Below are 20,167 nucleotides of genomic sequence, written 5' to 3'. Positions count from 1 at the left end.
AGGAAACTAGCATGGCAATTACATTGGCGAAAGGTCAAGGACTCAGCCTTGAAAAATCTAAACATGATTTAGAACGAGTGACGATTGGACTCGGTTGGGATATCACTGAGCAAAAGAAAGGCTTTTTAGGCGGATTATTTTCAGGTGCAAAGAGCGAAGAACACGATCTAGATGTGGTGGCATTTTTATGTGATGCCAGTGGAAAAGTAAAAGATCTGGGCTGGAATGCCGCAGGTCAAGCCACACTCGAAAATAGTGATGTTATCTTTTTTAATAATTTAAAACATCGTTCAGGGCAAATTTGGCTGACTGGAGATAACCGTACAGGTGCTGGCGACGGCGATGATGAGCAAATTATTGTCAAATTAAATAGCTTGTCAGCTGAATATCACAAGATTGTTTTTATTGTGCAAATTTACAATGGTGCAAAAAATAATCAGCATTTTGGTCAGGTGAAAAATGCCTTTATTCGTGCTGTCGATGGTACTGGCAAAGAAATGGTGCGTTTTGATTTATCAGGTATCGGTCAATATGATCAACAACGTTCATTATTATTTGCTGAACTGGTCAGAGAAAATAGTGGTTGGAAATTTAATGCGGTCGGTAATGCATCACCCGCGGATAATTTCGTGGATTGGTTAAAAAAATATAGTTAAAAAATGAGAATATAATGCGCCGTTTACCTGTATATATTTTATTAGATACATCTGGCTCTATGCGTGGTGAGCCAATTCACTCGGTGAATGTTGGCTTGCAGTCGATGCTCAGTGCATTAAGGCAAGATCCTTATGCGCTTGAAAGCGTGTATTTAAGTGTGATCACCTTTGATATTGAAGCAAAAGTTTATTTACCGCTTACCCCTTTAGATCAAGTTCAAATTCCCGATCTAGATGTACCCAATGTGGGAGCAACATTTATGGGTGCAGCATTGGAATTACTGGCTCAGGAAGTACAACAGAATGTACAGAAAAGTAGCAATGATGTTAAAGGTGATTGGCGCCCGTTATTGTTCTTGATGACAGATGGTTCACCCTCAGATGTCTATGCTTATCAGCAAATCGTTCCCACAATTAAACAGCTTAACTTTGCCACGATTGTCGCTTGTGCTGCGGGGCCAAAAGCGAAAACTGAATCTTTGCTACAACTGACGGATCAAGTGGTTGTGTTAGACACCATGGACTCAAATAGTTTTGCCAGCTTCTTCAAGTGGGTTTCTGCAAGTGTGGTTGCTGGTAGCAGTAGTGCAGGAGTATCCGATTCAATTTCTTTACCACCACCACCCGCCGAAATTCAGCTGGTTTTATAACTGAATATGATGTGACGATAAAAATACTAAATCAAATAGATCAGCGCTTATCTGTTTGATTTAGATATGTGAATAATATGATAAAAATAATGTAGGTGAAGTTATGCGCCGTTTACCGGTATTTTTTGTTCTCGATTGTTCTGAATCAATGGTCGGGCAGCCGCTTGAATCAGTTCAAGAGGGTGTGGAATTTATTTTAAGCAGTTTAAGGAAAGATCCTTATGCGCTTGAAACTGTATATGTTTCAGTAATTGCATATGCAGGGATTGTCAGAACATTGGTCCCTTTAACTGAGTTATTTGCCTTTAATCATTTTAATTTGCCCTTGGGTGGTGGGACACATTTGGGTAAAGCTTTAGATCATTTGGGTCAGGAAATTGATCGTTATGTGATGAAAACCACCAGTGAAGTCAAAGGCGACTGGAAGCCAATGGTCTATATATTTACTGATGGTCGTCCAACCGATGAATATGATCAGGCAATTCAACGTTGGAATACCAAATATGCGCATAAAGCGACTGTCGTCGCCATTGGTCTAGGTGCAGATGTTGATTTTTCAGTGTTGAGTAAGATCACTGAAAATACCATTTCAATTGATCAGATCAATCAAGAATATGTCAAAGGTTTGTGTAAGTGGATCACAGCCTCTGTAGTGTCACAAAGTATCAGTATTGGTAGCCATCAACAAAAAGATGACCTGTTGCCAATTGATGAGCGTTATATGCGCTTGGCAAAAGATGCATTATCTCTACAAAAAAATAAAGCTGATGATCATTGTGCGATATTTGTGGGTCGCTGCCAAAAGATGAATAAACCTTATATCATCAAATATATACGTAACTTACAGTACAAAGGTCCAGCTGATTTAAATATCAATATCTATAATTTTAAGTTAGATACCTGTAGTGCGATATCTGAGGAGTATTTTACTTGGTCAGATCATAACGCATCCAATAAGCAGATCAATACGGCTGAACTCGATGGTTTCCCTGAATGTCCACATTGTTTTTCTGAGACCGCTTTTGCAGTATGTGGATGCGGTAATTTGATGTGTTATGACGGCTATCGGGAATCTGTGGTTTGCCCGTGGTGTCGTCGACAAATCAGTTTCTCGTCTGGTGATGGAGATTTTGATTTAACCCGTGGGCAAGGTTAGGCTTTATCGGTTGATGAATAGATTATTGAAGCATTGCTGCATTGAACAATATTAAAAATCTATATCGCTTAACGCTTAAGTGCATCGTGATTGGTGAGTGACCAAGCGAATAGAATAGAATAGAAAAATGAGTAGAGGGTAAAATGGACAGTGATGTATGCAAATTAAAGCAGATTTTGGAACAAAATCCCGCTGAATTCAGTGAGACATTTTTACAATTTCTATTAAGTGATCCGCAAAATCTCAAACAACTTTCAAAACTCATCAATGAATTGGAAAAAGTGAAGATAGCTGCACCGCGTTTGAACAATATCGATGAAGCTGATTTATTGGATAACGCATCTGCTACACAGTCTCAGCATGAAACTATATGCTCGGATACAACTCAAGCTACTCTACAAAAGAATGTTCAAGAGCAAGTCGGTCTTAATCAGCAAACAGAAACCAATCAACACGCTAGAGTTGATGACCAAGTCAAGTTTGATGAAAATATTCAACAAAATTGTGATGATTCTTTAGTCAATGTGGATCAACTCCATACATCATCTGAAAACACCAACTCAGTTGGAGCAATTTCCGAAACGCAAAATATCACTTTAGATCTTCACACAACATTGCAACTGGCACCGATCCTACAAGTTGAACAGCAAGTTGTTGCAGATCAAGTCGCGCAAACATCAGCCCCTACAATTGAACCCAATTTAGAAATCAAGCCGACAATCGATTCTGAAAATATAAACTCAACCCCTGAAATAATATCTTCTGAAACTGAGAAGAATAGATTAGAGATCGAATCTGTGTTTAGACGAAGTAAATATGAAGACATTAAATTTCAGGTTGAAAATGCCCGAGTTGGACAACACTATCAATCTCAAATTTCAGTGATTTCTCAACATGATGTCAATCAATTAACGTTCAAATCTGAAAGCTTTAAATTTCCAGATAGCAGCTTTTATTTCGATGAAGCCACACAAGGTATTCATGGTGAACCACAACAAGCAGATTCAATCGAATTTTCTTTTCAGTTTATCGCTGATGGAGAAACACGCTCCGCCCAGTGTCGGTTGAATATCATTGCAGACCCACGTAGTTTATGGAAAGTCATTGAACCTGAGTCTGGGCAAAAATTTAGCAAGCCACATTTGGATCAAGCCTTAATTGATGCCGTGGACTATAAAATTATCGCTGCAAGTCGTCGTGGTCGTTCACATGAACACGCAGGCTTATTTAGAGATGACGATTTTTCCATTACCTTAATTGACAATACACCTTGGTCGGTCTTGACTGTGGCAGATGGTGCGGGAAGTGCGCAATACTCCAGAGAAGGCTCTCGAATTGCGGTAGAGATTGTTGAAAATGAGTTTAAAAAATATTTAAACCCACACACGGTTAAAAGCCTGATTGCTGATTTAGAAAAGTGGCAAGTGGGCAGTCAGGATGCTGAAACTGTTGCAGTTGCCAAGAAGTTAAATGAGCAGTTTCATCATGTATATTATGAAATTTATAAATCAATTATTAACCAAATCAAATTACAAGCAGAGCAGATTGGAGCAAATACTAAAGATTTTTCAACCACATTGCTGGTTGCAGTCGTATGTAAATTAGCTGACAAAACCTTTATCAGTGCATTCTCAGTGGGAGACGGTGCAATCGCAGTATATAGCGAGGACAATGTGCGCCTAATGAATGTTCCAGATGGTGGTGAATATGCAGGACAGACCAAGTTTCTAGATCTGAGTATTGCAACAGAATTTCCAAACCGTTTAAAAATAGGCTGCTTTAAAGATACCCATGCGATTATGTTGATGACAGATGGTATTTCAGATCCAAAATTTGAAACAGATTCTGGCTTATCCAATTTTGATAAATGGCAAAGTTTATACCGTGAACTGGATCCGTTGCTACAGAATGAAGCAGCTGATACTGCATTGTTGGAATGGATGCATTTCTTTACAGCTGGGCATCATGACGATCGTACCATGGCCGTATTATGGAATAAGCATTCAACAATATCTGTATAAATAACATCTAAGTATTTGAAAAATATAGTGTAAGGTGACAAGTATGTCAGCAAAAATTATTAAATGTACCACCGTTGATGGACGTGAAATAGAATTTGTAGATGAAATTATCGGTTCAGGTGCAATGAAAGATGTATATTTTTCACCTGATCGTAGTTATGTGGTGTGCTTTTTCAGTAAAGAAAAGAATAAATTTTATGAATCTAAAGCCACCTTTGAGCAGCAAAAAGATCGTTTAAAAGAAATTGTAGGCAATAAGTGGCAAAGTATCTTTAATGGGATTGGTGGGGATTATTGGAAAAATATTTTCTGTTGGCCCGACGGTTTAGTTGAATATAATAATTTGCTTGGGATTACCGCCCCAACCTATAGAAAACAATTTTTCTTTGAATATGGTTCAAAAAATAATGATTTTCTGCAAATCAAAGGTAAAGAAAAAGAAGGAAAATGGTTTGCAAGTGCAAATAACCAAAACAGATTTCTCGACGATAAAGAAAAAGGTACTTGGCTAAATTACCTTAAAATAGGAATTCTAATTTCCCGCGCAGTACGCCGTATGCATGCTGCGGGTTTGGCCCACTCAGATTTATCTTATAAAAATATTTTGGTCGATCCTGTTTCTGGGAGTGCCAGCGTTATCGACGTTGATGGTTTGGTGGTACCTGGAAAATACCCACCAGACGTTGTCGGTACTCCTGATTTTATTGCGCCAGAAGTGGTACGCACCAGCCATTTATCCAAAGACAATCCTGATCGTTATTTACCCAGTATTGCGACAGATAAACATGCTTTGGCGGTATTGATTTATATGTATTTGCTCTATCGACATCCGTTACGAGGTGGAAAAATTCATGATATGAATGATCCGCAAAAGGATGAAACGCTGGGAATGGGTGAAAAAGCGCTGTTTATTGAACACCCAACAGATCATAGTAATCAGGTGAAACCGACTCAACTTAAAGTCAGTCAGCAGCCGTGGGGGGATCCTGCAAAAGTACCATTTACAGTGACTGGACCGTATTTGTCTGAGCTCTTTATGAAAAGCTTTGTTGAAGGTTTACATGATCCTGCCAAGCGCCCCTCAGCCAACGACTGGGAAACAGCTTTGGTTAAAACAGTGGATTTGATTCAGCCTTGTCATAATCACCGTTGTGGTCAAAAGTGGTATGTGTTTGATAATTCCACTAAACCTGAATGTCCATTTTGCCATACGCCGTTTAAAGGTAAATTACCTATTCTCAATTTATACTCAGCACGGCAGCAAGGTAATTTTAGACCTGATAATCATCGTTTAATGGTGTGGACAGGTCAATCTATTTACGCATGGCATACCAATAATATGATTGCACCGAATGAACGCTTGACCGCAGAACAGACCAAGCGAAAAGGCTATTTCGTCTTACATAATGATGTATGGTGGTTGGTCAATGAAGATATGCCTGATCTTACTGATGTTACCAATAAAACGCAGATCCCGATTGGCGGTAAAATTGAATTAAAAGATGGTGTTCAAATTTTATTTTCTAAACAAGATGGTGGTCGTTTAGCTGTAGTACAAATGGTTGAAGCATAATTTGCTGCTTCAACCACTAATCAAGGCTTATACCACCAATATTTTGTCATGTGTTGAACACGATGATTTGACTAAACCAAAAGTTTTATATCTGAGTAAAATCATTTCAGCCCAGTTTTTATGGGTTGCAGGTTCGATCATTGAACCATGACATTTAAATACACTTTTAGCATCGTGGGCTAAGATTAACTGAGCCTCATGAAACTCTTCAGGTTGAACTTGTAAGGCATGATGAATATGACCAATTTGAGCAGGGTGAATTGCCGTTTTGGTATAAATTCCATTATTCATGTCTTGTTCAAGCTCTTGCATCAATAGCTGTGTATTTTCAAAATGTTCACACACGGGCGAACTCAGCTGAAAACCATTGGGAATAAATAATCCCGCCAATTGTGAAATCAAAATGCCCACGGGCGTTTGATAAATCGTGGTGTTTTTGGGTCTACGCAAATTTAAACAGGACAAGAGGTCATTGCCACCAATTCTTAAACATAATGTTTTATGAAAGTCATATTTAAGGGCTTGGTAAAGTTCAATATTGTGTGCCACATCAAAGATTTCTTTGGTTTCAAGGGTTGGCATATATTGCAAATTGGCAGGTAATACATTCATCCAATTTTTTAGATTAAATACATTAAACTTAGGCAAAATCATGCCATTAAATGTTTGATTTAGATCCCAGTCGACAATGTGCTTTGCCATTTCCATATTTCTAGGGCGGATAAAAATGGCAGGGGCTTTTAAACTGGGTTCATCCAGTCGTCTTTGCAATAAATGTTTTAAATTCACCATCGCCGTTTGGACATCTGATTCAAGTACAGCATCTTCAAGGCATACCGCAATTGATTTAATCTGCGGAAATTTAATTCCTTGGGTAACTTCCCACAATTGTTCATGTGTTGCAGGAATATACATGGTCGCGCCAAGCTCAATGGCGTGTAAAAGTGGCTTCATTTGTTTTTCTCTACTTTTTTTATCAATGTTGCTGCGTGATAAGGACCTAATTTTGTTCCCAAAATATCGACTGGAATATTTCGCTCACGTGCAAAGTGCAATAATAATTGTACATGAGGGTTAGATTCGTCTTTCAATAAGATTCGCTCAGGTACGCGTCTTAAAACTGCACGTGTTGCTTCAGCAATACTGGGTTTTATATGGTTAATATTTTGAATTGCATATTGTACTGCAATCCAGTCAATCGTTTCTGCACATTGCTGCTGTTGTGCTAAACGAATTTGATTGTTCCAGTTCACCTGTTTATCCGTTGGGTTTTGTTCAATCAACAGTCGTATTTGCTCAATAAAATTGACAGAAAGGTCATAAGGTTTTAGCTGATCATAGATCAAACAACTATGCCATTTTTGTGTCTGGTAGCAATTTTTACGGGCATCTTGCTGTTCAATCGTTTCTTTTAGAATCGTCCGAGAAGTTAATCCAGAGATCACAGAACCCAATATACCAAATGGAATCAACCAATCATCTGTACTGGCACTTAACCAAGAATACCCGCCCAAATCAGACAAGGTAACTAAACGCGGGATCTGCCAATTTTCATCAAAGAGCTCAGGAATATCTTGTAGATTTTTTGTGAGTTCTTTACATATTGCGCCTTTACCTGTCCAGCCATCTACAAAAACGATATTCTGAGCACCATGTTGTTCAATAATCGCTTGCAGTGCAGCAAAGTCGACACCTCGATCACGAATAATACTAATACCATAGTGATAACAAGGCTGATGCTTTTCAAGGTAATGCTTGAGTAATACACCTAAAGGAACACCAGCGCGAACCAAGCTCACCAAAACAATCTCTTGTTTGGGAAAACGTTGCATCAAACTGTTGCCAATTTTTTGAACTTCTTCGGCAAGACGCCGTGCACCTTGTTCAAAGGCATACTGATAATGTTGCATCTGTTCATCCGTTGGCGGATGTTCAGCACTGATCATTTGTGAATAGTGCATTTTTCCTGACTGGATCAGATATTCTTTTTCTTCAACTGCGGTTGGTTCAATATCATCAATCTGCATCAAAAAAGTGACATCTTCGGGACGATATGAACCGTGAAAGCCAAGTTCGTTCAAGATTGGATTGAGTGGTGTAATCAATGCATTAGACATGACCTAAATATCCTTTAGTATCAAAATCATGGCTTAATTGTGTATTGAGAAACTTATCCAACTGACTGCTTTTCGGCATTCCAAACCAATCACAACAGCTGAGGAATCCAGCATCTGATAGACTATCGCCCCAACCTAAAATAATACGTTCCCGTTGCGGATCATGTTTTTGAATATAAAACTCAACCGCGCTTTGTTTGCTGACATGATGTGGAATAATCGCCAGATTATTGCCATTGATATGGATATAGCATTGTTCTAGTAGCGTTTTAGGTAATTTTTCAACAAGCTGATCTAAAAATAACACACCAGCTTGCTTTTGCTTTGCAACAGAATAAATACTCAGTTCATTTTCAACCAAGGTCCAAGTTCTGACTGCACCCAAATCTTTGGCATAGTCATGCAAAGCATCTGGCAAGTCAGTCAGTATGCCATTGAGTTGAATTTCATATTGTTTCTGAAGATCAAACCAGTCTGTATCCACGGCTAAATTCTGACCTAGAATCGTGCCACCATGGGAACAAATCGCACCATATTGAAAAGGGATTTGTACACGTTTAAAGCCTTCAACTGAACGAGCAGTCACAGGCACAACTTCAGCAGATTCAAGCAACCAATTCAAAAAAGACTGTTGTTTTGGGCTCATATATGAAAGCGGTTGTCCTGAAACATCCGTAGTCACCATTTGATGTTGTGGTGTTGGTTGCTGTTTTCGATAAGTTTGAAATAAAGTGTCATCCAAGTCGACAAAGACTAAAGGTTTAGGGTTCATAACTGATCACTTCCAAATTTTTAATTTGTTCAAACAAACTTGGGTCTACACTATTTTGGTGTGTTTCAATCACCAAAAGCACCCGATCAAATTCTTGATGCTTTACGTTATAAGCAAAGTTTTGAATATTAAGCCCATAATTATCATGAAACTGGCAAATACTTTTTATCGCATGTCCTTGCATGATTGGTGAACGGGTTGTTGAACTAAAATAAGTTTCAGCACCTTGTTGTTCCAACTGTTCTGCAATAAGAAAAGGGACCCAACTAAACTCACCTGAACCAAGCACAAGTATTTTTTCACCTGGATGATTGATGTGAATATGTTCCCATGGCGTACATTCTAAATAACCTGGCTCACGTCCCCAATTATTCGGTGCAATAATTTTCTGTGTCTGTTGCTCAGTGGAGCTGACATTGGGCATATTAATCTGAATATTGTGTTGATTCGCTTGCCACTGCCAATTCCCTTGCAATAATGAAACCACTTCCACAGGGATATCAAGCTCATCCGTTGCAAGGTTGTGTTCGGCCCAGTTCACCAACGTGACCAAGATCACGCGTTCAACTTGCTGCAAACCGGAATTGGTTAAACTATTGATCAGGTTTTTAAAGGTTTTTCCAGTCGAAATTTCATCATCAACTAAAATCAAAGTCTTTGAATCAATCACTTGCTGATGTTTAACTGGATCATGGCTGCTTAGAATAAACTGATCTTGTGCATGGCTATGTTCTTCTAGAAAAAGCCCTAACGTAGGTAAAGTCGATACAGGGTGTCGTGTTGTGGTTAAGAAAATCGCATTTTTGCCATGTTGTTTTTTTAATTCACGATAAACCCCAGCACCTAAACCGACGGCTGTTTCAGCCATACCAATGACACAGATTGGCCCAGCCAAATCTGTAGGTACTAAACTGGCTAAATCGCTATAACTGCGCTGCATGACAGAGGGTGCGACAGGAATATGTTTCCCCAATACTTTGGAAACAAATAAAAATGCTCTTTTAGGATTAATTCTTTCTGCAAAATCTAATAAATCATCTAAAGCCCAGTGGCTATGTTGTTGGTTAACTTGAACAGTGATTCGCCCACGACTTAAATCTATATGCTTCATCTATATTACAAATCCAATTTTATACTATGGGCAATCGGTAAAGCTTTTACAGGCGATTGGTGTGGTGCTCGAACTAAATTCAAATTTAATTTTTCAGCAATCAGTTCGGCAATCAAATTGACTCCCGTATGTTGTGTATAAGCAAAACCACCAGCAGGGCGTGGATTGATCTCAAGAATATGCCATTGTAAGCTTTCATCTTGTTTAAATTGGATGTTAATTAGTCCATCACATTGAAAATAATCGACTAAATCTATACAAATTTGATGACAAGGATGTTGCAATAAACACTCTTGAAAATAAACATGTTTGATTCTAGTTACTTGAGCAATGATCTTTCCTTGACTACAAGCAATATCAACTGAACATTCTTGCCCAGCCAAATAAGGCATAATCAGATATTCAACAGGCTCTTCCTGTTGACTATATGCCTCAATAAATTGCTGAGTATTACATTTGGTCGGTGAGCTAAAGTTTTTAAAGTACGACACATGATTCTGTAAACGGACAAAGCCGGCACCATAGACCCCATAAACAGGCTTAGCGCAGATCTCACTATGTTGTAGCTGCAATGTTTCAATAGATCTTTTCAGCGTTTCTGTGGAGTTTGCTAATAACGCAGGAATGACAGATAAATTTTGCGCTTCGCAATGTAAGGTAAACTGATATTTATTGTTCATCAACTCATGCTGTTCTAAGCTGAGTGTACCAGTAATTAACTGAATATCATGTTGTTCAAATTGGGCTCTAAACGGCTCAATATGTTGGCTATGTTTTCCACAGAAGAGCAGTTGAATATTATGTTCAATACATTGTTCTAATAACCATTCAGCGCTCTTTGAAATGGCAGGTTGCTGAAGATAAACATCAGCACTTAAGGCAAGTTCGGGGCGATTACGGCTGTGAGAACAAAATATAGTCAGTTGTTTTGATATACTCGAACTTTTCAGTAATTGAATCATATCATTTTGACAGGAATAACACTCGGCGATCCAAATTTTATATTGCTGTAGCACGGCTAATTTAATCTCAAATTTTTATAAAGAATAACGAAGTTTTTAAAGCGATTAATCTGATGCGCTGGAAAATATAACAATTCCCCGTAGTGATACAATATTTAATTTTAATATTTTGTAAAAGTAATCAAACCTCAAGAAAAAAAACACTGAAACACTTGAGATTAGTCATTTTTATGGTAAAACATAACACATCTATTTTTATTTGTTTTTTATAAAGAAAGTTCATTTAAAAAACTTCATTTGAATAACGTATGATTTTAAACTCATTTTATCAAAAAGCGATAATATATCTATAAAGTGGAGGGTTTATGCAGCTGGTTGCTGGTGGAAATATTCAAATACCTGCTCAGGATATTGAAATTTGTATTAAAACAGGTTTTTCTTCTGAGATTGAATTAGATGTTACGGCGTATTTACTTGCCCAAGGCACGCTTAAAGTGCGTGGTGATCAGGACATGATTTTTTATGGGCAACGTCAAACACCCAATCAAAGTGTGGTTTTGCTAGAATCGTCATCGAAGAATCCAAATCTCACCAAATTAAAAATCAATACTGCACTTTTAGATGCACAAATTCAAAAAATCGCTATTTGTGTCACGATCAATGAACCAAATACCATTGGAAATATTGTCCCGATTGATATTGAACTTTATGCAGCACAACAGCGTATTGCGACCGCACATTTGGATACTCGGAATAGAACTGAAAAAGCCTTAATCCTTGCAGAGATTTATTTACATAACAGCCAATGGAAGTTTCGCTTTGTTGGCCAAGGATTTAATGGCGGATTAAAGCCATTGGCAGAAAACTTTGGTGTTGTGATTGCCGATGAAGTGAAAAATACTACACCTACACCTACACCTACACCTACAAATTCAAATATTAATTTGTCTAAAATTAGACTGGATAAAAACAACTCAAGCATCAATTTAAGCAAAAAAGGTAATGGTTTTGGAAAAATTTCAGTCAATTTAAACTGGAATAAAAGCCAACCCAAATCCCAATCATTTTTTCAGAAACTATCGGGTTCAAGTGCAATCGATCTAGACCTTGGCGCGATGGTGCAACTTAAAAATGGTGAAATTGATTTAGTACAACCGTTGGGCAATCGTTTTGGTCGTTTTGAGATCAAACCATTTATTCAGCTTGATGGCGATGATCGTACTGGTTCATCTGTACAGGGTGAAAATCTGCACATTAATGGTAATCAGTGGGATCAAATTGAACGTATTGTGATTTATGCTTATATTTATCAAGGTGCTGCGCAATGGGCAGCAACGGATGGCGTGGTCACCATTAAGATCCCAGACCAACCTGAAATTGAAGTTCATTTGACGGATGGTAATCAATTGACAACATGTTCTATTGTAGAATTAAAGAATAACAATGGCACTATACAAGCCAACCGAGAAGTTCGTTATTTTAAAGATCAAAAATATTTAGATGAACATTATGGTTTCGGTTTCCGATGGACACATGGTTCTAAAAATTAATCGACTACATATATTTAAACAACCAATGCACACTGCAATAAAGTAGAGGAAATATAAATGGCAATTTCATTAAACAAAGGTGGCAACTTATCTTTAAGCAAAACTGACCCAAGTTTAAACCAAGTTTTGGTCGGCCTAGGTTGGGATGCGCGTGCAACTGACGGAACAGATTTTGACTTAGATGCTTCGGCATTTTTATTAAGCGAAAGCGGTAAAGTCCGTGGTGAACATGATTTCATTTTCTATAACCAAACACGTTCACCTGAAGGTTCTGTTGAACATACAGGCGATAACCGTACAGGTGCGGGTGATGGTGATGATGAAGCGGTTCGCATTAACCTCGCACAAGTACCTGCAGATGTTCAAAAAATTGCGATTACAGTCACCATTCATGAAGGTGAAAGTCGCGGTCAAAATTTTGGTCAAGTTCAAAATGCTTTTATTCGCGTGGTAAATGATCAAAGCAATACTGAAATTGTTCGTTTCGATTTGAATGAAGATTATTCAACAGAAACTGCCATGATTTTTGGTGAATTATATCGCCACAATGGTGAGTGGAAGTTTAGAGCTGTAGGACAAGGTTATGCTGGCGGTTTAAGCGCAATGTGCCAACAGTTCGGTATAAGCATCTAATATAAGAGTTCAATGGATGAAACATTTTCGCTTTTCGATTCTTTTTACCATCATTTGTCTAGCAATTTCTGCGTATTGGGGTTTTACACATGGTCCCCAAGCCGGCCTAATGACCATGTTCAAGGCATTGGCAATTACTGCGATTCTTGCAGTGATGGAAGTTTCTTTATCGTTTGATAATGCTGTAGTAAATGCTTCGGTACTTAAACACTGGAATCATTTCTGGCGAACCTTATTTTTAACAGTCGGTATTGTTATCGCTGTATTTGGTATGCGTTTAATCTTTCCATTACTCATTGTTGGCGTCACTGCAGACATGAGCATGATAGAGGTTGCAAAACTTGCGCTGAACGATCCAAAAACCTACTCTGAAAAGCTCATGGCACACCATGCTGAAATTGCAGCGTTCGGTGGTATGTTCTTACTTTTGGTATTCCTTAACTTCTTATTTGATGATGAAAAAGATGAGCATTGGTTCCATTGGTTGGAGTCAAAACTCGCTGATCTAGGCAATATTCAAGCGATTTCAGTGTTTATCTCATTATGTGCATTATTGGTTATGGCTAATTTTGTACCTGAATCTTCTCGCCTTGTTGTAACTATGGCAGGGATCTGGGGAATTGTGGTTTATGTTGGTGTTCAGGTGATCGGACACTTGCTTGAAGGCGGTTCACATGATGATGAGCAAGAACAAGCGACTGAACAAACCAGTTCAAATAATGGTGCACCCGTAACAGGTACAATTATCAAAGGCGGTATCGGTGGCTTCTTATATCTTGAAGTACTTGATGCGTCTTTTAGTTTCGATGGTGTAATCGGTGCTTTTGCAATTACCAGTGATGTGGTAATTATTATGCTGGGCTTGGCAATCGGTGCAATCTTCGTGCGTTCGATGACGGTTTACCTTGTAGAAAAAGGTACGCTTGATGCTTATGTTTACTTAGAACATGGCGCGCATTATGCGATTGGTGCACTTGCATTCATTATGCTTGCAAGTGGTACAGGCTTACATGTACCTGAAGTCGTAACAGGTCTGATTGGTGTCGCGTTTATTGTTTGGGCAGTGATCTCATCAATTTCTTATAGTAAAAAACAATCTCTTGAAACAACAACTGACAAAGGAAACTAAAAATGGCTATTAATTTATCAAAAGGCGGTAACATCAACCTGTCTAAAACAGCGCCTACAATGAATAAAGTAGACTTAGGTTTAGGCTGGAATCCTCGTGTGACAGATGGTAAAGCATTTGACTTGGATGCTGTTGCTTTTCTGACTGGTGAAAATGGCAAAGTTCGTTTAGATGGCGACTTCATCTTCTTTAACCAAAAAACTTCTCCTTGTGGTTCTGTCAACCATAACGGTGATAACCGTACAGGTGACGGTGATGGTGATGACGAAACAATTTCAGTTGATTTATCTAAAGTTCCAGCAGATGTGGCTAAAATTGTATTTGCTGTAACCATTCATGAAGGCCAACAAAATGGTCAAAACTTCGGTATGGTCGACAAAGCCTATATCCGTGTAATCAACAAAGATAGCAATGCAGAAGAACTTGCTCGTTTTGACTTATCTGAAGACGGTAGTACAGAAGTTGCGATGATCTTTGGTGAATTATACCGTCATAGCGGCGAGTGGAAATTCAAAGCAGTTGGTCAAGGTTTTAACGGCGGCTTAGGCGCTTTGGCTGCAAGTTATGGTGTTGCAGTTTAATTTTTAAAATCAGTACTAAAAGATTTATCTTTTAGTACTTGAAAGTGATTCGGTTTAAATCGGTTCATTTATGAACACAGTAAAAATTATTTTCAAGTACTAAATAGAGAACAACAATGCAATTCATCACTGGCCAAAAACTGGCACTTCACCAATTGTTGCAGACAGAGACACAGTTTAAAGTACGTGTACAAGTTCAAGCACCTTTTGAAATCGATATTTCTAGTTTTGGTATTGCGCCAAACGATAAACTTTTCCATGATGATTATATGACTTTCTATAATCAGCCACAGACTCCGAAAGGCGAAGTTCAATATCAGCTTCAAGGCAACATACATAACTTTACCTTTGATTTAAACAAGATAGACGCAACACGAACGTCACGTTTTGTTATTTGTGCAACCTTAGCCAATGAACAGTCTCAAATCCAAAATATACAATCGATTCAGGTTGAGTTAGCTAATCAACAGGGTCAGGTTGTTGCCAGTTATCGTTTAAATGGTTCTAATTTTAGCCAAGAAAAAGCTGTGATGCTGACTGAGATTTACTTTAAAAGTGATGCTTGGCGTATCACTGCAATTGGTCAAGGTTTTAATGGTGGCTTAAAAGCTTTAGTTGAGCACTTTGGGGGAGAAGTTGAAGAAAGTGCAGCAGCTACTCCATCAACAGCAAACCCATCGATAAGCAATAGCGCATCTACGATTGATCTGAAAAAGAAAGTGGTATTGGATAAAATCCAAAATGCAGCACCGCATTTGGTAGACATTACTAAAAAGTCTTTGATCAGTTTAGAAAAAAACAATTTACTCGATGTAAAAGCTCGTGTGGCTTTAGTGCTCGATTATTCAGGTTCAATGCACCAACAGTATATTAAAGGTGATGTGCAAAAAGTACTTGACCGAATTATGCCCTTGGCAGTCAATTTTGATGATGATGGCAGTTTTGAGTGCTGGGCATTTGCAGAAAAATCCTTGCGTTTAAGCGATGTAACCTTGAACAACTTAGAAAATTTTGTCAATACAGATCAAGGCGGTCATCCAAAGTGGAAAGCTGGTGCACGTTACAATAATGAACCCGCTGTACTTGAAGCCGTGATCCAATATTTTACCCAAGAAAATCCATCTCATTTACCGGTATACGTGGTATTTGTTTCAGATGGCGGGGTCAGTGAAAGTAAAAAGATTAAAAATATTCTTAAAAATGCGTCCAGTTTTCCTATTTTTTGGCAGTTCGTGGGTATCGGCGGCCGTAACTATGGTGTGTTGGAACAACTCGATACCATGGATGGGCGAGTAGTAGATAATTGCAATTTTTTTGAAATGAGCAATATTCAAAGTATGCCTGAAGCGCAACTGTATGATGCACTGCTTCAGGAATTTCCACTGTGGTTAAAAGAAGCGAAAAATAAAAACATTATTCGATAAAGTGAGGGCAATCAATGGCTAAATTTGAACTTGTAGGCAGTCCAGAACCATTTCTATTGGTCGATTTGGTACAGGGAGAAAAAATATTTTGTGAATCTGATGCAATGGTCATGATTGAGCAAAATTTAGAATTGGCAGGAAATTTACGCGGCGGATTATTTCAATCATTTATGCGTAGATTTACCACAGGTGAATCGCTGTTTCAGCAAGAAATCAAAGCATCATTTGGTCATGGACAGTGTTTGCTTTCTCCAAACATAGATGGTGATATGCAAATTCTTAACATAGGACCTCAGCAATACACTTTATCTGATGGGGCTTTTGTTGCAGCAACAGAACATGTCAATGTCAAAGCCAAGATTCAAGCAAATTTAGGTGGTGGATTCTTTGGTGATACAGGTGGTTTTGTGGTGATGGAATCATCTGGACAAGGACAACTGTGTATTTCAGGCTGTGGTACTTTGATGGAAGTCGATGTCAGTACCCAGAATGGAGAAACCACCATTGATAATGGTCATGTTGTGGCATGGGATTCGTCTTTAAGTTACAACATTGGTATGCCAAGTTCACAAAACCGCGGAATTGTTGGAAATCTTTTAAACAGTTTTACCAGTGGTGAAGGTATGGTGCTTAAGTTTAGGGGCAATGGCAAAGTCATTATTTGTTCCCGAAATCGCAAGAGTTACCTCACATGGTTATCTTCAGCATTAAATTTAAATAGAAACAATTAAATCTATGAGGGAAACACATGAGTATTAGTTTAGTAAAAGGTCAAAAAATCTCTTTAGAAAAAGGTGATGGTTCATCCTTGACCAAAATTTATCTTGGTGCAGGCTGGGATGTGGCGAAGAGTGGCGGATTTTTAGGTGGTCTTTTTGGTGGCGGTGGTGGTGATTCAATCGACCTTGATGCGTCTGTCATTATTTTTGACGAAAACAACCAACCACTTGATGCAGTATGGTTTGGACAATTAAAAAGTAAGGACGGCAGTATTTGGCATTCAGGGGATAATCGTACAGGTGCTGGTGATGGCGATGATGAAGTGATCCATGTTGATCTAACCAAAATTCCACCACAAGTCAAAGCACTGGTTTTTACAATTAGTAGTTTCCGTGGTCAAACTTTTGAAAAAGTTGAAAATGCATTTTGTCGTTTAGTCGACTCAAATACCAATACTGAAATCGCAAAATATAACCTTTCAGCGAAAGGTAAATATACTGCTTTGATTATCGCTAAAGTTTATCGCCACAATGGCGCATGGAAAATGTCTGCAATTGGCGATACCTGTAATGGTAAGACCATTCACGACATGCTTCCTTCGATCATTCCAGTGCTATAATAAGCGCGGCTGTAAAAATTTTTAATCAACAAAGTCATTTCTAGGAATGGCTTTTGTTTAAAGTATTTTCAAACTTTCCATTCTAAAGTTATCAATTGTGTAAAATAATTCTATAATAGCGTCCATTATTACTGACCTCAGTTGAGGTTGGTTCGTTTTAAGTCAATTTCTTCTCCGTGATTCGGCTTATTTTTCAATATTTAAATTTTATGTGTCCATGCCAACACATAAGAATATTTAGGTGCCCACATGGAAATCAAAGTCAATTACCTCGACAATCTTCGACAAGAAGCCAAGTTCGATGACTTTACAGTAATTGCTGATCAACCCATTCGCTATAAAGGTGATGGCTCTGCGCCGGGTCCTTTCGATTATTTTCTTGCATCATCTGCTTTATGTGCTGCTTACTTTGTCAAAGTGTATTGTGCAGCTCGTGATATCCCAACAGATAATATTCGTTTATCGCAAAACAATATTGTCGATCCTGAAAACCGTTATAAACAAATTTTTAAAATTCAGGTTGAACTGCCTGCGGATATTTCAGATAAAGATCGTCAAGGTATTTTGCGTTCGATCGATCGTTGTACCGTTAAAAAAGTCATCCAAACAGGTCCTGAATTTGTTATTGAAGAAGTTGAAAGTATTGATGCAGATGCACAAGCATTGCTCATGCCAAACTTAGCACAAGAAAGCTCAACTTATATTGAAGGTAAAGATCTACCTTTAGAGCAAACTATTGCCAATATGTCAGAGATTCTGGCAGGTTTGGGAATGAAAATTGAAATTGCCTCATGGCGAAATATTGTTCCAAATGTATGGTCATTACATATTCGTGATGCGCAATCTCCAATGTGTTTTACCAATGGTAAAGGTTCAACCAAAGAAAGCGCCTTGGCTTCGGCATTAGGCGAGTTCATTGAGCGTTTAAATTGTAATTTCTTCTACAACGACCAGTTTTGGGGGCAAGACATTGCCAATGCTGAGTTTGTACATTATCCAGATGAAAAATGGTTTAAACCAGGACCAAATGGAGCGCTACCTAAAGAAATATTGGATGAATATACATTAGAGGTATATAACCCAGACAATGAATTGTTAGGTACACATTTGTATGACACCAACTCTGGTAATACTGAGCGTGGGATTTGTTCATTACCATTTGTACGCCAATCAGATCAAGAAGTTGTATATTTCCCATCAAATTTGGTTGAAAACTTATATCTAAGCAATGGTATGAGTGCAGGAAATACCTTAGCTGAAGCTCAAGTGCAGTGTTTATCTGAAATTTTTGAACGTGCGGTTAAACGTGAAATTTTAGAGGGAGAAATTGCACTTCCAGATGTACCTGAAGATGTTTTAGCAAAATACCCGCGTATTGTTGAGGGCATTAAAGGCCTAGAAGAACAGGGCTTTCCAGTCTTGGTTAAAGATGCATCGTTGGGTGGTGAATTTCCAGTGATGTGTGTCACGTTGATGAACCCACGTACAGGTGGCGTATTTGCATCGTTTGGTGCACACCCTAAGCTTGAAGTTGCTTTAGAGCGTAGCTTAACTGAATTGTTACAAGGTCGTAGTTTTGAAGGTTTAAATGATTTACCTAAACCAACCTTTAGCAGTAATGCGGTGACTGAACCGAATAATTTTGTTGAACATTTTATCGATTCAAGTGGTGTGGTGTCTTGGCGTTTCTTTAGTGCAAAATCAGACCATGACTTTGTTGAATGGGATTTTAGCAGTGCGGGTGAAAATGCCAATGCTGAAGAAGTAAAGACCATGTTGAACATTCTTGAGGAAATGGGCAAAGAAGTCTATATGGCAGTCTATGAGCACTTAGGCGCGACAGCTTGCCGTATCATTGTACCTGATTATTCTGAAATTTATTTGGTTGAAGATTTAATTTGGGACAATACCAACAAAGCATTGTTATTCCGTGAAGATATCTTAAATCTTCATCGTTTGGATGATGAGCAACTGGAAGCTTTAGTCGAACGTCTTGAAGAGGTTGAAGTTGACGATTACACTGATATCGTGACTTTAATTGGTATTGAATTTGATGATAATACAGTGTGGGGACAACTGACCATCCTTGAGTTAAAACTGTTGATTTATCTTGCTTTACAACAGTTTGAAGAAGCCAAAGATTTAGTTGAACAATTCCTGCAATACAATACCAATACTGTAGAACGCGGCTTGTTCTATCAGTGTATGAATGTGATGCTTGAAGTTGAACTAGATGACGACATGGATTTAGATGACTATGAAGCGAATTTCCGTCGTATGTTTGGTGATGAACGAATGGATGCAGTTATTGGTTCTCTAGACGGCAGTATGCGTTTTTATGGTTTGACTGAAACCAGTATGCAGCTTGAAGGGCTTGATCGTCATTTAAGACTTATTGACAGTTATAAGAAATTACATAAGGCACGTGCTAAAGCAGTTGGCTTAGCAAGTTAAACGCGTTTTATTGATAACTTAAGTGAAATACCCAAGATT

Annotated in this window: 18 protein-coding genes; 13 read left to right on the top strand and 5 right to left on the bottom strand. The window is 38.3% G+C overall.

Translation table 11 applies throughout. The features are described from left to right. Positions 1-11 precede the first annotated feature (11 nt). From M2R48_RS10680 to M2R48_RS10660, 5 genes are all read left to right on the top strand, one after another. Positions 12-656 carry a TerD family protein gene (locus M2R48_RS10680; RefSeq protein ID WP_262086088.1) on the top strand — a complete coding sequence of 215 codons (645 nt, stop codon included), beginning with the start codon at positions 12-14 and terminating at the stop codon, positions 654-656. Positions 657-670: 14 nt separating this feature from the next. Next, positions 671-1,306, top strand: coding sequence for a vWA domain-containing protein (locus M2R48_RS10675; RefSeq protein ID WP_004821620.1), 636 nt, complete (start codon positions 671-673; stop codon positions 1,304-1,306). A gap of 103 nt (positions 1,307-1,409) precedes the next feature. Beyond that, positions 1,410-2,462 carry a TerY-C metal binding domain-containing protein gene (locus M2R48_RS10670; protein ID WP_262086087.1) on the top strand — a complete coding sequence of 351 codons (1,053 nt, stop codon included), beginning with the start codon at positions 1,410-1,412 and terminating at the stop codon, positions 2,460-2,462. 143 nt (positions 2,463-2,605) lie between these two features. Next, on the top strand, positions 2,606-4,483 hold the full coding sequence (locus tag M2R48_RS10665) for a PP2C family serine/threonine-protein phosphatase (protein WP_262086086.1): 1,878 nt from the start codon (positions 2,606-2,608) through the stop codon (positions 4,481-4,483). Positions 4,484-4,526: 43 nt separating this feature from the next. Beyond that, complete coding sequence (locus tag M2R48_RS10660) at positions 4,527-6,056, top strand: helix-hairpin-helix domain-containing protein (protein WP_262086085.1); 1,530 nt, start codon at positions 4,527-4,529, stop codon at positions 6,054-6,056. Between the two features lie 27 nt (positions 6,057-6,083). On the opposite strand, the gene M2R48_RS10655 is transcribed toward M2R48_RS10660, so the two are convergent. The 5 genes from M2R48_RS10655 to M2R48_RS10635 are packed head-to-tail and all read right to left on the bottom strand — an operon-like array spanning position 6,084 to position 11,018. Beyond that, positions 6,084-7,010 carry an HpcH/HpaI aldolase/citrate lyase family protein gene (locus M2R48_RS10655; protein ID WP_004821613.1) on the bottom strand — a complete coding sequence of 309 codons (927 nt, stop codon included), beginning with the start codon at positions 7,008-7,010 and terminating at the stop codon, positions 6,084-6,086. Beyond that, on the bottom strand, positions 7,007-8,173 hold the full coding sequence (locus M2R48_RS10650) for a cysteine protease StiP family protein (protein ID WP_262086084.1): 1,167 nt from the start codon (positions 8,171-8,173) through the stop codon (positions 7,007-7,009). Before M2R48_RS10650 ends, M2R48_RS10655 begins: the two co-directional genes overlap by 4 nt. Next, positions 8,166-8,945 (bottom strand): HAD family hydrolase, encoded by a 780-nt coding sequence (locus tag M2R48_RS10645; RefSeq protein WP_262086083.1) that lies wholly within the window; start codon positions 8,943-8,945, stop codon positions 8,166-8,168. The genes M2R48_RS10650 and M2R48_RS10645 overlap by 8 nt, the downstream gene beginning before the upstream one ends. Continuing rightward, positions 8,935-10,056 carry a phosphoribosyltransferase domain-containing protein gene (locus tag M2R48_RS10640; protein ID WP_262086082.1) on the bottom strand — a complete coding sequence of 374 codons (1,122 nt, stop codon included), beginning with the start codon at positions 10,054-10,056 and terminating at the stop codon, positions 8,935-8,937. Before M2R48_RS10640 ends, M2R48_RS10645 begins: the two co-directional genes overlap by 11 nt. Before the next feature lie 5 nt (positions 10,057-10,061). Further along, on the bottom strand, positions 10,062-11,018 hold the full coding sequence (locus M2R48_RS10635; protein ID WP_262086081.1) for an ATP-grasp domain-containing protein: 957 nt from the start codon (positions 11,016-11,018) through the stop codon (positions 10,062-10,064). A gap of 365 nt (positions 11,019-11,383) precedes the next feature. Between M2R48_RS10635 and M2R48_RS10630 the strand changes: the two genes are divergently transcribed. From M2R48_RS10630 to M2R48_RS10595, 8 genes are all read left to right on the top strand, one after another. Further along, positions 11,384-12,568, top strand: coding sequence for a TerD family protein (locus tag M2R48_RS10630; RefSeq protein ID WP_262086080.1), 1,185 nt, complete (start codon positions 11,384-11,386; stop codon positions 12,566-12,568). A 57-nt stretch (positions 12,569-12,625) separates the two neighbouring features. Then, positions 12,626-13,201 (top strand): TerD family protein, encoded by a 576-nt coding sequence (locus M2R48_RS10625; protein WP_056511216.1) that lies wholly within the window; start codon positions 12,626-12,628, stop codon positions 13,199-13,201. A gap of 16 nt (positions 13,202-13,217) precedes the next feature. Beyond that, the gene (locus M2R48_RS10620) at positions 13,218-14,330 is read left to right on the top strand and encodes a DUF475 domain-containing protein (protein WP_262086079.1); all 1,113 of its coding nucleotides are present in this window, start codon (positions 13,218-13,220) and stop codon (positions 14,328-14,330) included. Positions 14,331-14,332: 2 nt separating this feature from the next. Continuing rightward, complete coding sequence (locus tag M2R48_RS10615) at positions 14,333-14,911, top strand: TerD family protein (protein WP_004821595.1); 579 nt, start codon at positions 14,333-14,335, stop codon at positions 14,909-14,911. Between the two features lie 116 nt (positions 14,912-15,027). Beyond that, positions 15,028-16,335 (top strand): VWA domain-containing protein, encoded by a 1,308-nt coding sequence (locus M2R48_RS10610; protein WP_262086078.1) that lies wholly within the window; start codon positions 15,028-15,030, stop codon positions 16,333-16,335. 14 nt (positions 16,336-16,349) lie between these two features. Then, positions 16,350-17,066 (top strand): TIGR00266 family protein, encoded by a 717-nt coding sequence (locus tag M2R48_RS10605; RefSeq protein WP_004720370.1) that lies wholly within the window; start codon positions 16,350-16,352, stop codon positions 17,064-17,066. A 17-nt stretch (positions 17,067-17,083) separates the two neighbouring features. Then, positions 17,084-17,674, top strand: coding sequence for a TerD family protein (locus M2R48_RS10600; RefSeq protein WP_262086077.1), 591 nt, complete (start codon positions 17,084-17,086; stop codon positions 17,672-17,674). Between the two features lie 249 nt (positions 17,675-17,923). Beyond that, the gene (locus tag M2R48_RS10595; RefSeq protein ID WP_262086076.1) at positions 17,924-20,128 is read left to right on the top strand and encodes an OsmC domain/YcaO domain-containing protein; all 2,205 of its coding nucleotides are present in this window, start codon (positions 17,924-17,926) and stop codon (positions 20,126-20,128) included. Positions 20,129-20,167: the final 39 nt, after the last annotated feature.

Source organism: Acinetobacter sp. I-MWF (assembly GCF_025433935.1).
Taxonomy (GTDB): domain Bacteria; phylum Pseudomonadota; class Gammaproteobacteria; order Pseudomonadales; family Moraxellaceae; genus Acinetobacter; species Acinetobacter guillouiae.
This window is presented reverse-complemented; position numbering and strand designations above follow the sequence as displayed.

Bases quoted from the DNA above. Each gene is read 5' to 3' on its own strand.
- M2R48_RS10680 (WP_262086088.1), top strand. From the start codon at position 12: ATGGCAATTACATTGGCGAAAGGTCAAGGACTCAGCCTTGAAAAATCT.
- M2R48_RS10675 (WP_004821620.1), top strand. From the start codon at position 671: ATGCGCCGTTTACCTGTATATATTTTATTAGATACATCTGGCTCTATG.
- M2R48_RS10670 (WP_262086087.1), top strand. From the start codon at position 1,410: ATGCGCCGTTTACCGGTATTTTTTGTTCTCGATTGTTCTGAATCAATG.
- M2R48_RS10665 (WP_262086086.1), top strand. From the start codon at position 2,606: ATGGACAGTGATGTATGCAAATTAAAGCAGATTTTGGAACAAAATCCC.
- M2R48_RS10660 (WP_262086085.1), top strand. From the start codon at position 4,527: ATGTCAGCAAAAATTATTAAATGTACCACCGTTGATGGACGTGAAATA.
- M2R48_RS10655 (WP_004821613.1), bottom strand. From the start codon at position 7,010: ATGAAGCCACTTTTACACGCCATTGAGCTTGGCGCGACCATGTATATT.
- M2R48_RS10650 (WP_262086084.1), bottom strand. From the start codon at position 8,173: ATGTCTAATGCATTGATTACACCACTCAATCCAATCTTGAACGAACTT.
- M2R48_RS10645 (WP_262086083.1), bottom strand. From the start codon at position 8,945: ATGAACCCTAAACCTTTAGTCTTTGTCGACTTGGATGACACTTTATTT.
- M2R48_RS10640 (WP_262086082.1), bottom strand. From the start codon at position 10,056: ATGAAGCATATAGATTTAAGTCGTGGGCGAATCACTGTTCAAGTTAAC.
- M2R48_RS10635 (WP_262086081.1), bottom strand. From the start codon at position 11,018: ATGATTCAATTACTGAAAAGTTCGAGTATATCAAAACAACTGACTATA.
- M2R48_RS10630 (WP_262086080.1), top strand. From the start codon at position 11,384: ATGCAGCTGGTTGCTGGTGGAAATATTCAAATACCTGCTCAGGATATT.
- M2R48_RS10625 (WP_056511216.1), top strand. From the start codon at position 12,626: ATGGCAATTTCATTAAACAAAGGTGGCAACTTATCTTTAAGCAAAACT.
- M2R48_RS10620 (WP_262086079.1), top strand. From the start codon at position 13,218: ATGAAACATTTTCGCTTTTCGATTCTTTTTACCATCATTTGTCTAGCA.
- M2R48_RS10615 (WP_004821595.1), top strand. From the start codon at position 14,333: ATGGCTATTAATTTATCAAAAGGCGGTAACATCAACCTGTCTAAAACA.
- M2R48_RS10610 (WP_262086078.1), top strand. From the start codon at position 15,028: ATGCAATTCATCACTGGCCAAAAACTGGCACTTCACCAATTGTTGCAG.
- M2R48_RS10605 (WP_004720370.1), top strand. From the start codon at position 16,350: ATGGCTAAATTTGAACTTGTAGGCAGTCCAGAACCATTTCTATTGGTC.
- M2R48_RS10600 (WP_262086077.1), top strand. From the start codon at position 17,084: ATGAGTATTAGTTTAGTAAAAGGTCAAAAAATCTCTTTAGAAAAAGGT.
- M2R48_RS10595 (WP_262086076.1), top strand. From the start codon at position 17,924: ATGGAAATCAAAGTCAATTACCTCGACAATCTTCGACAAGAAGCCAAG.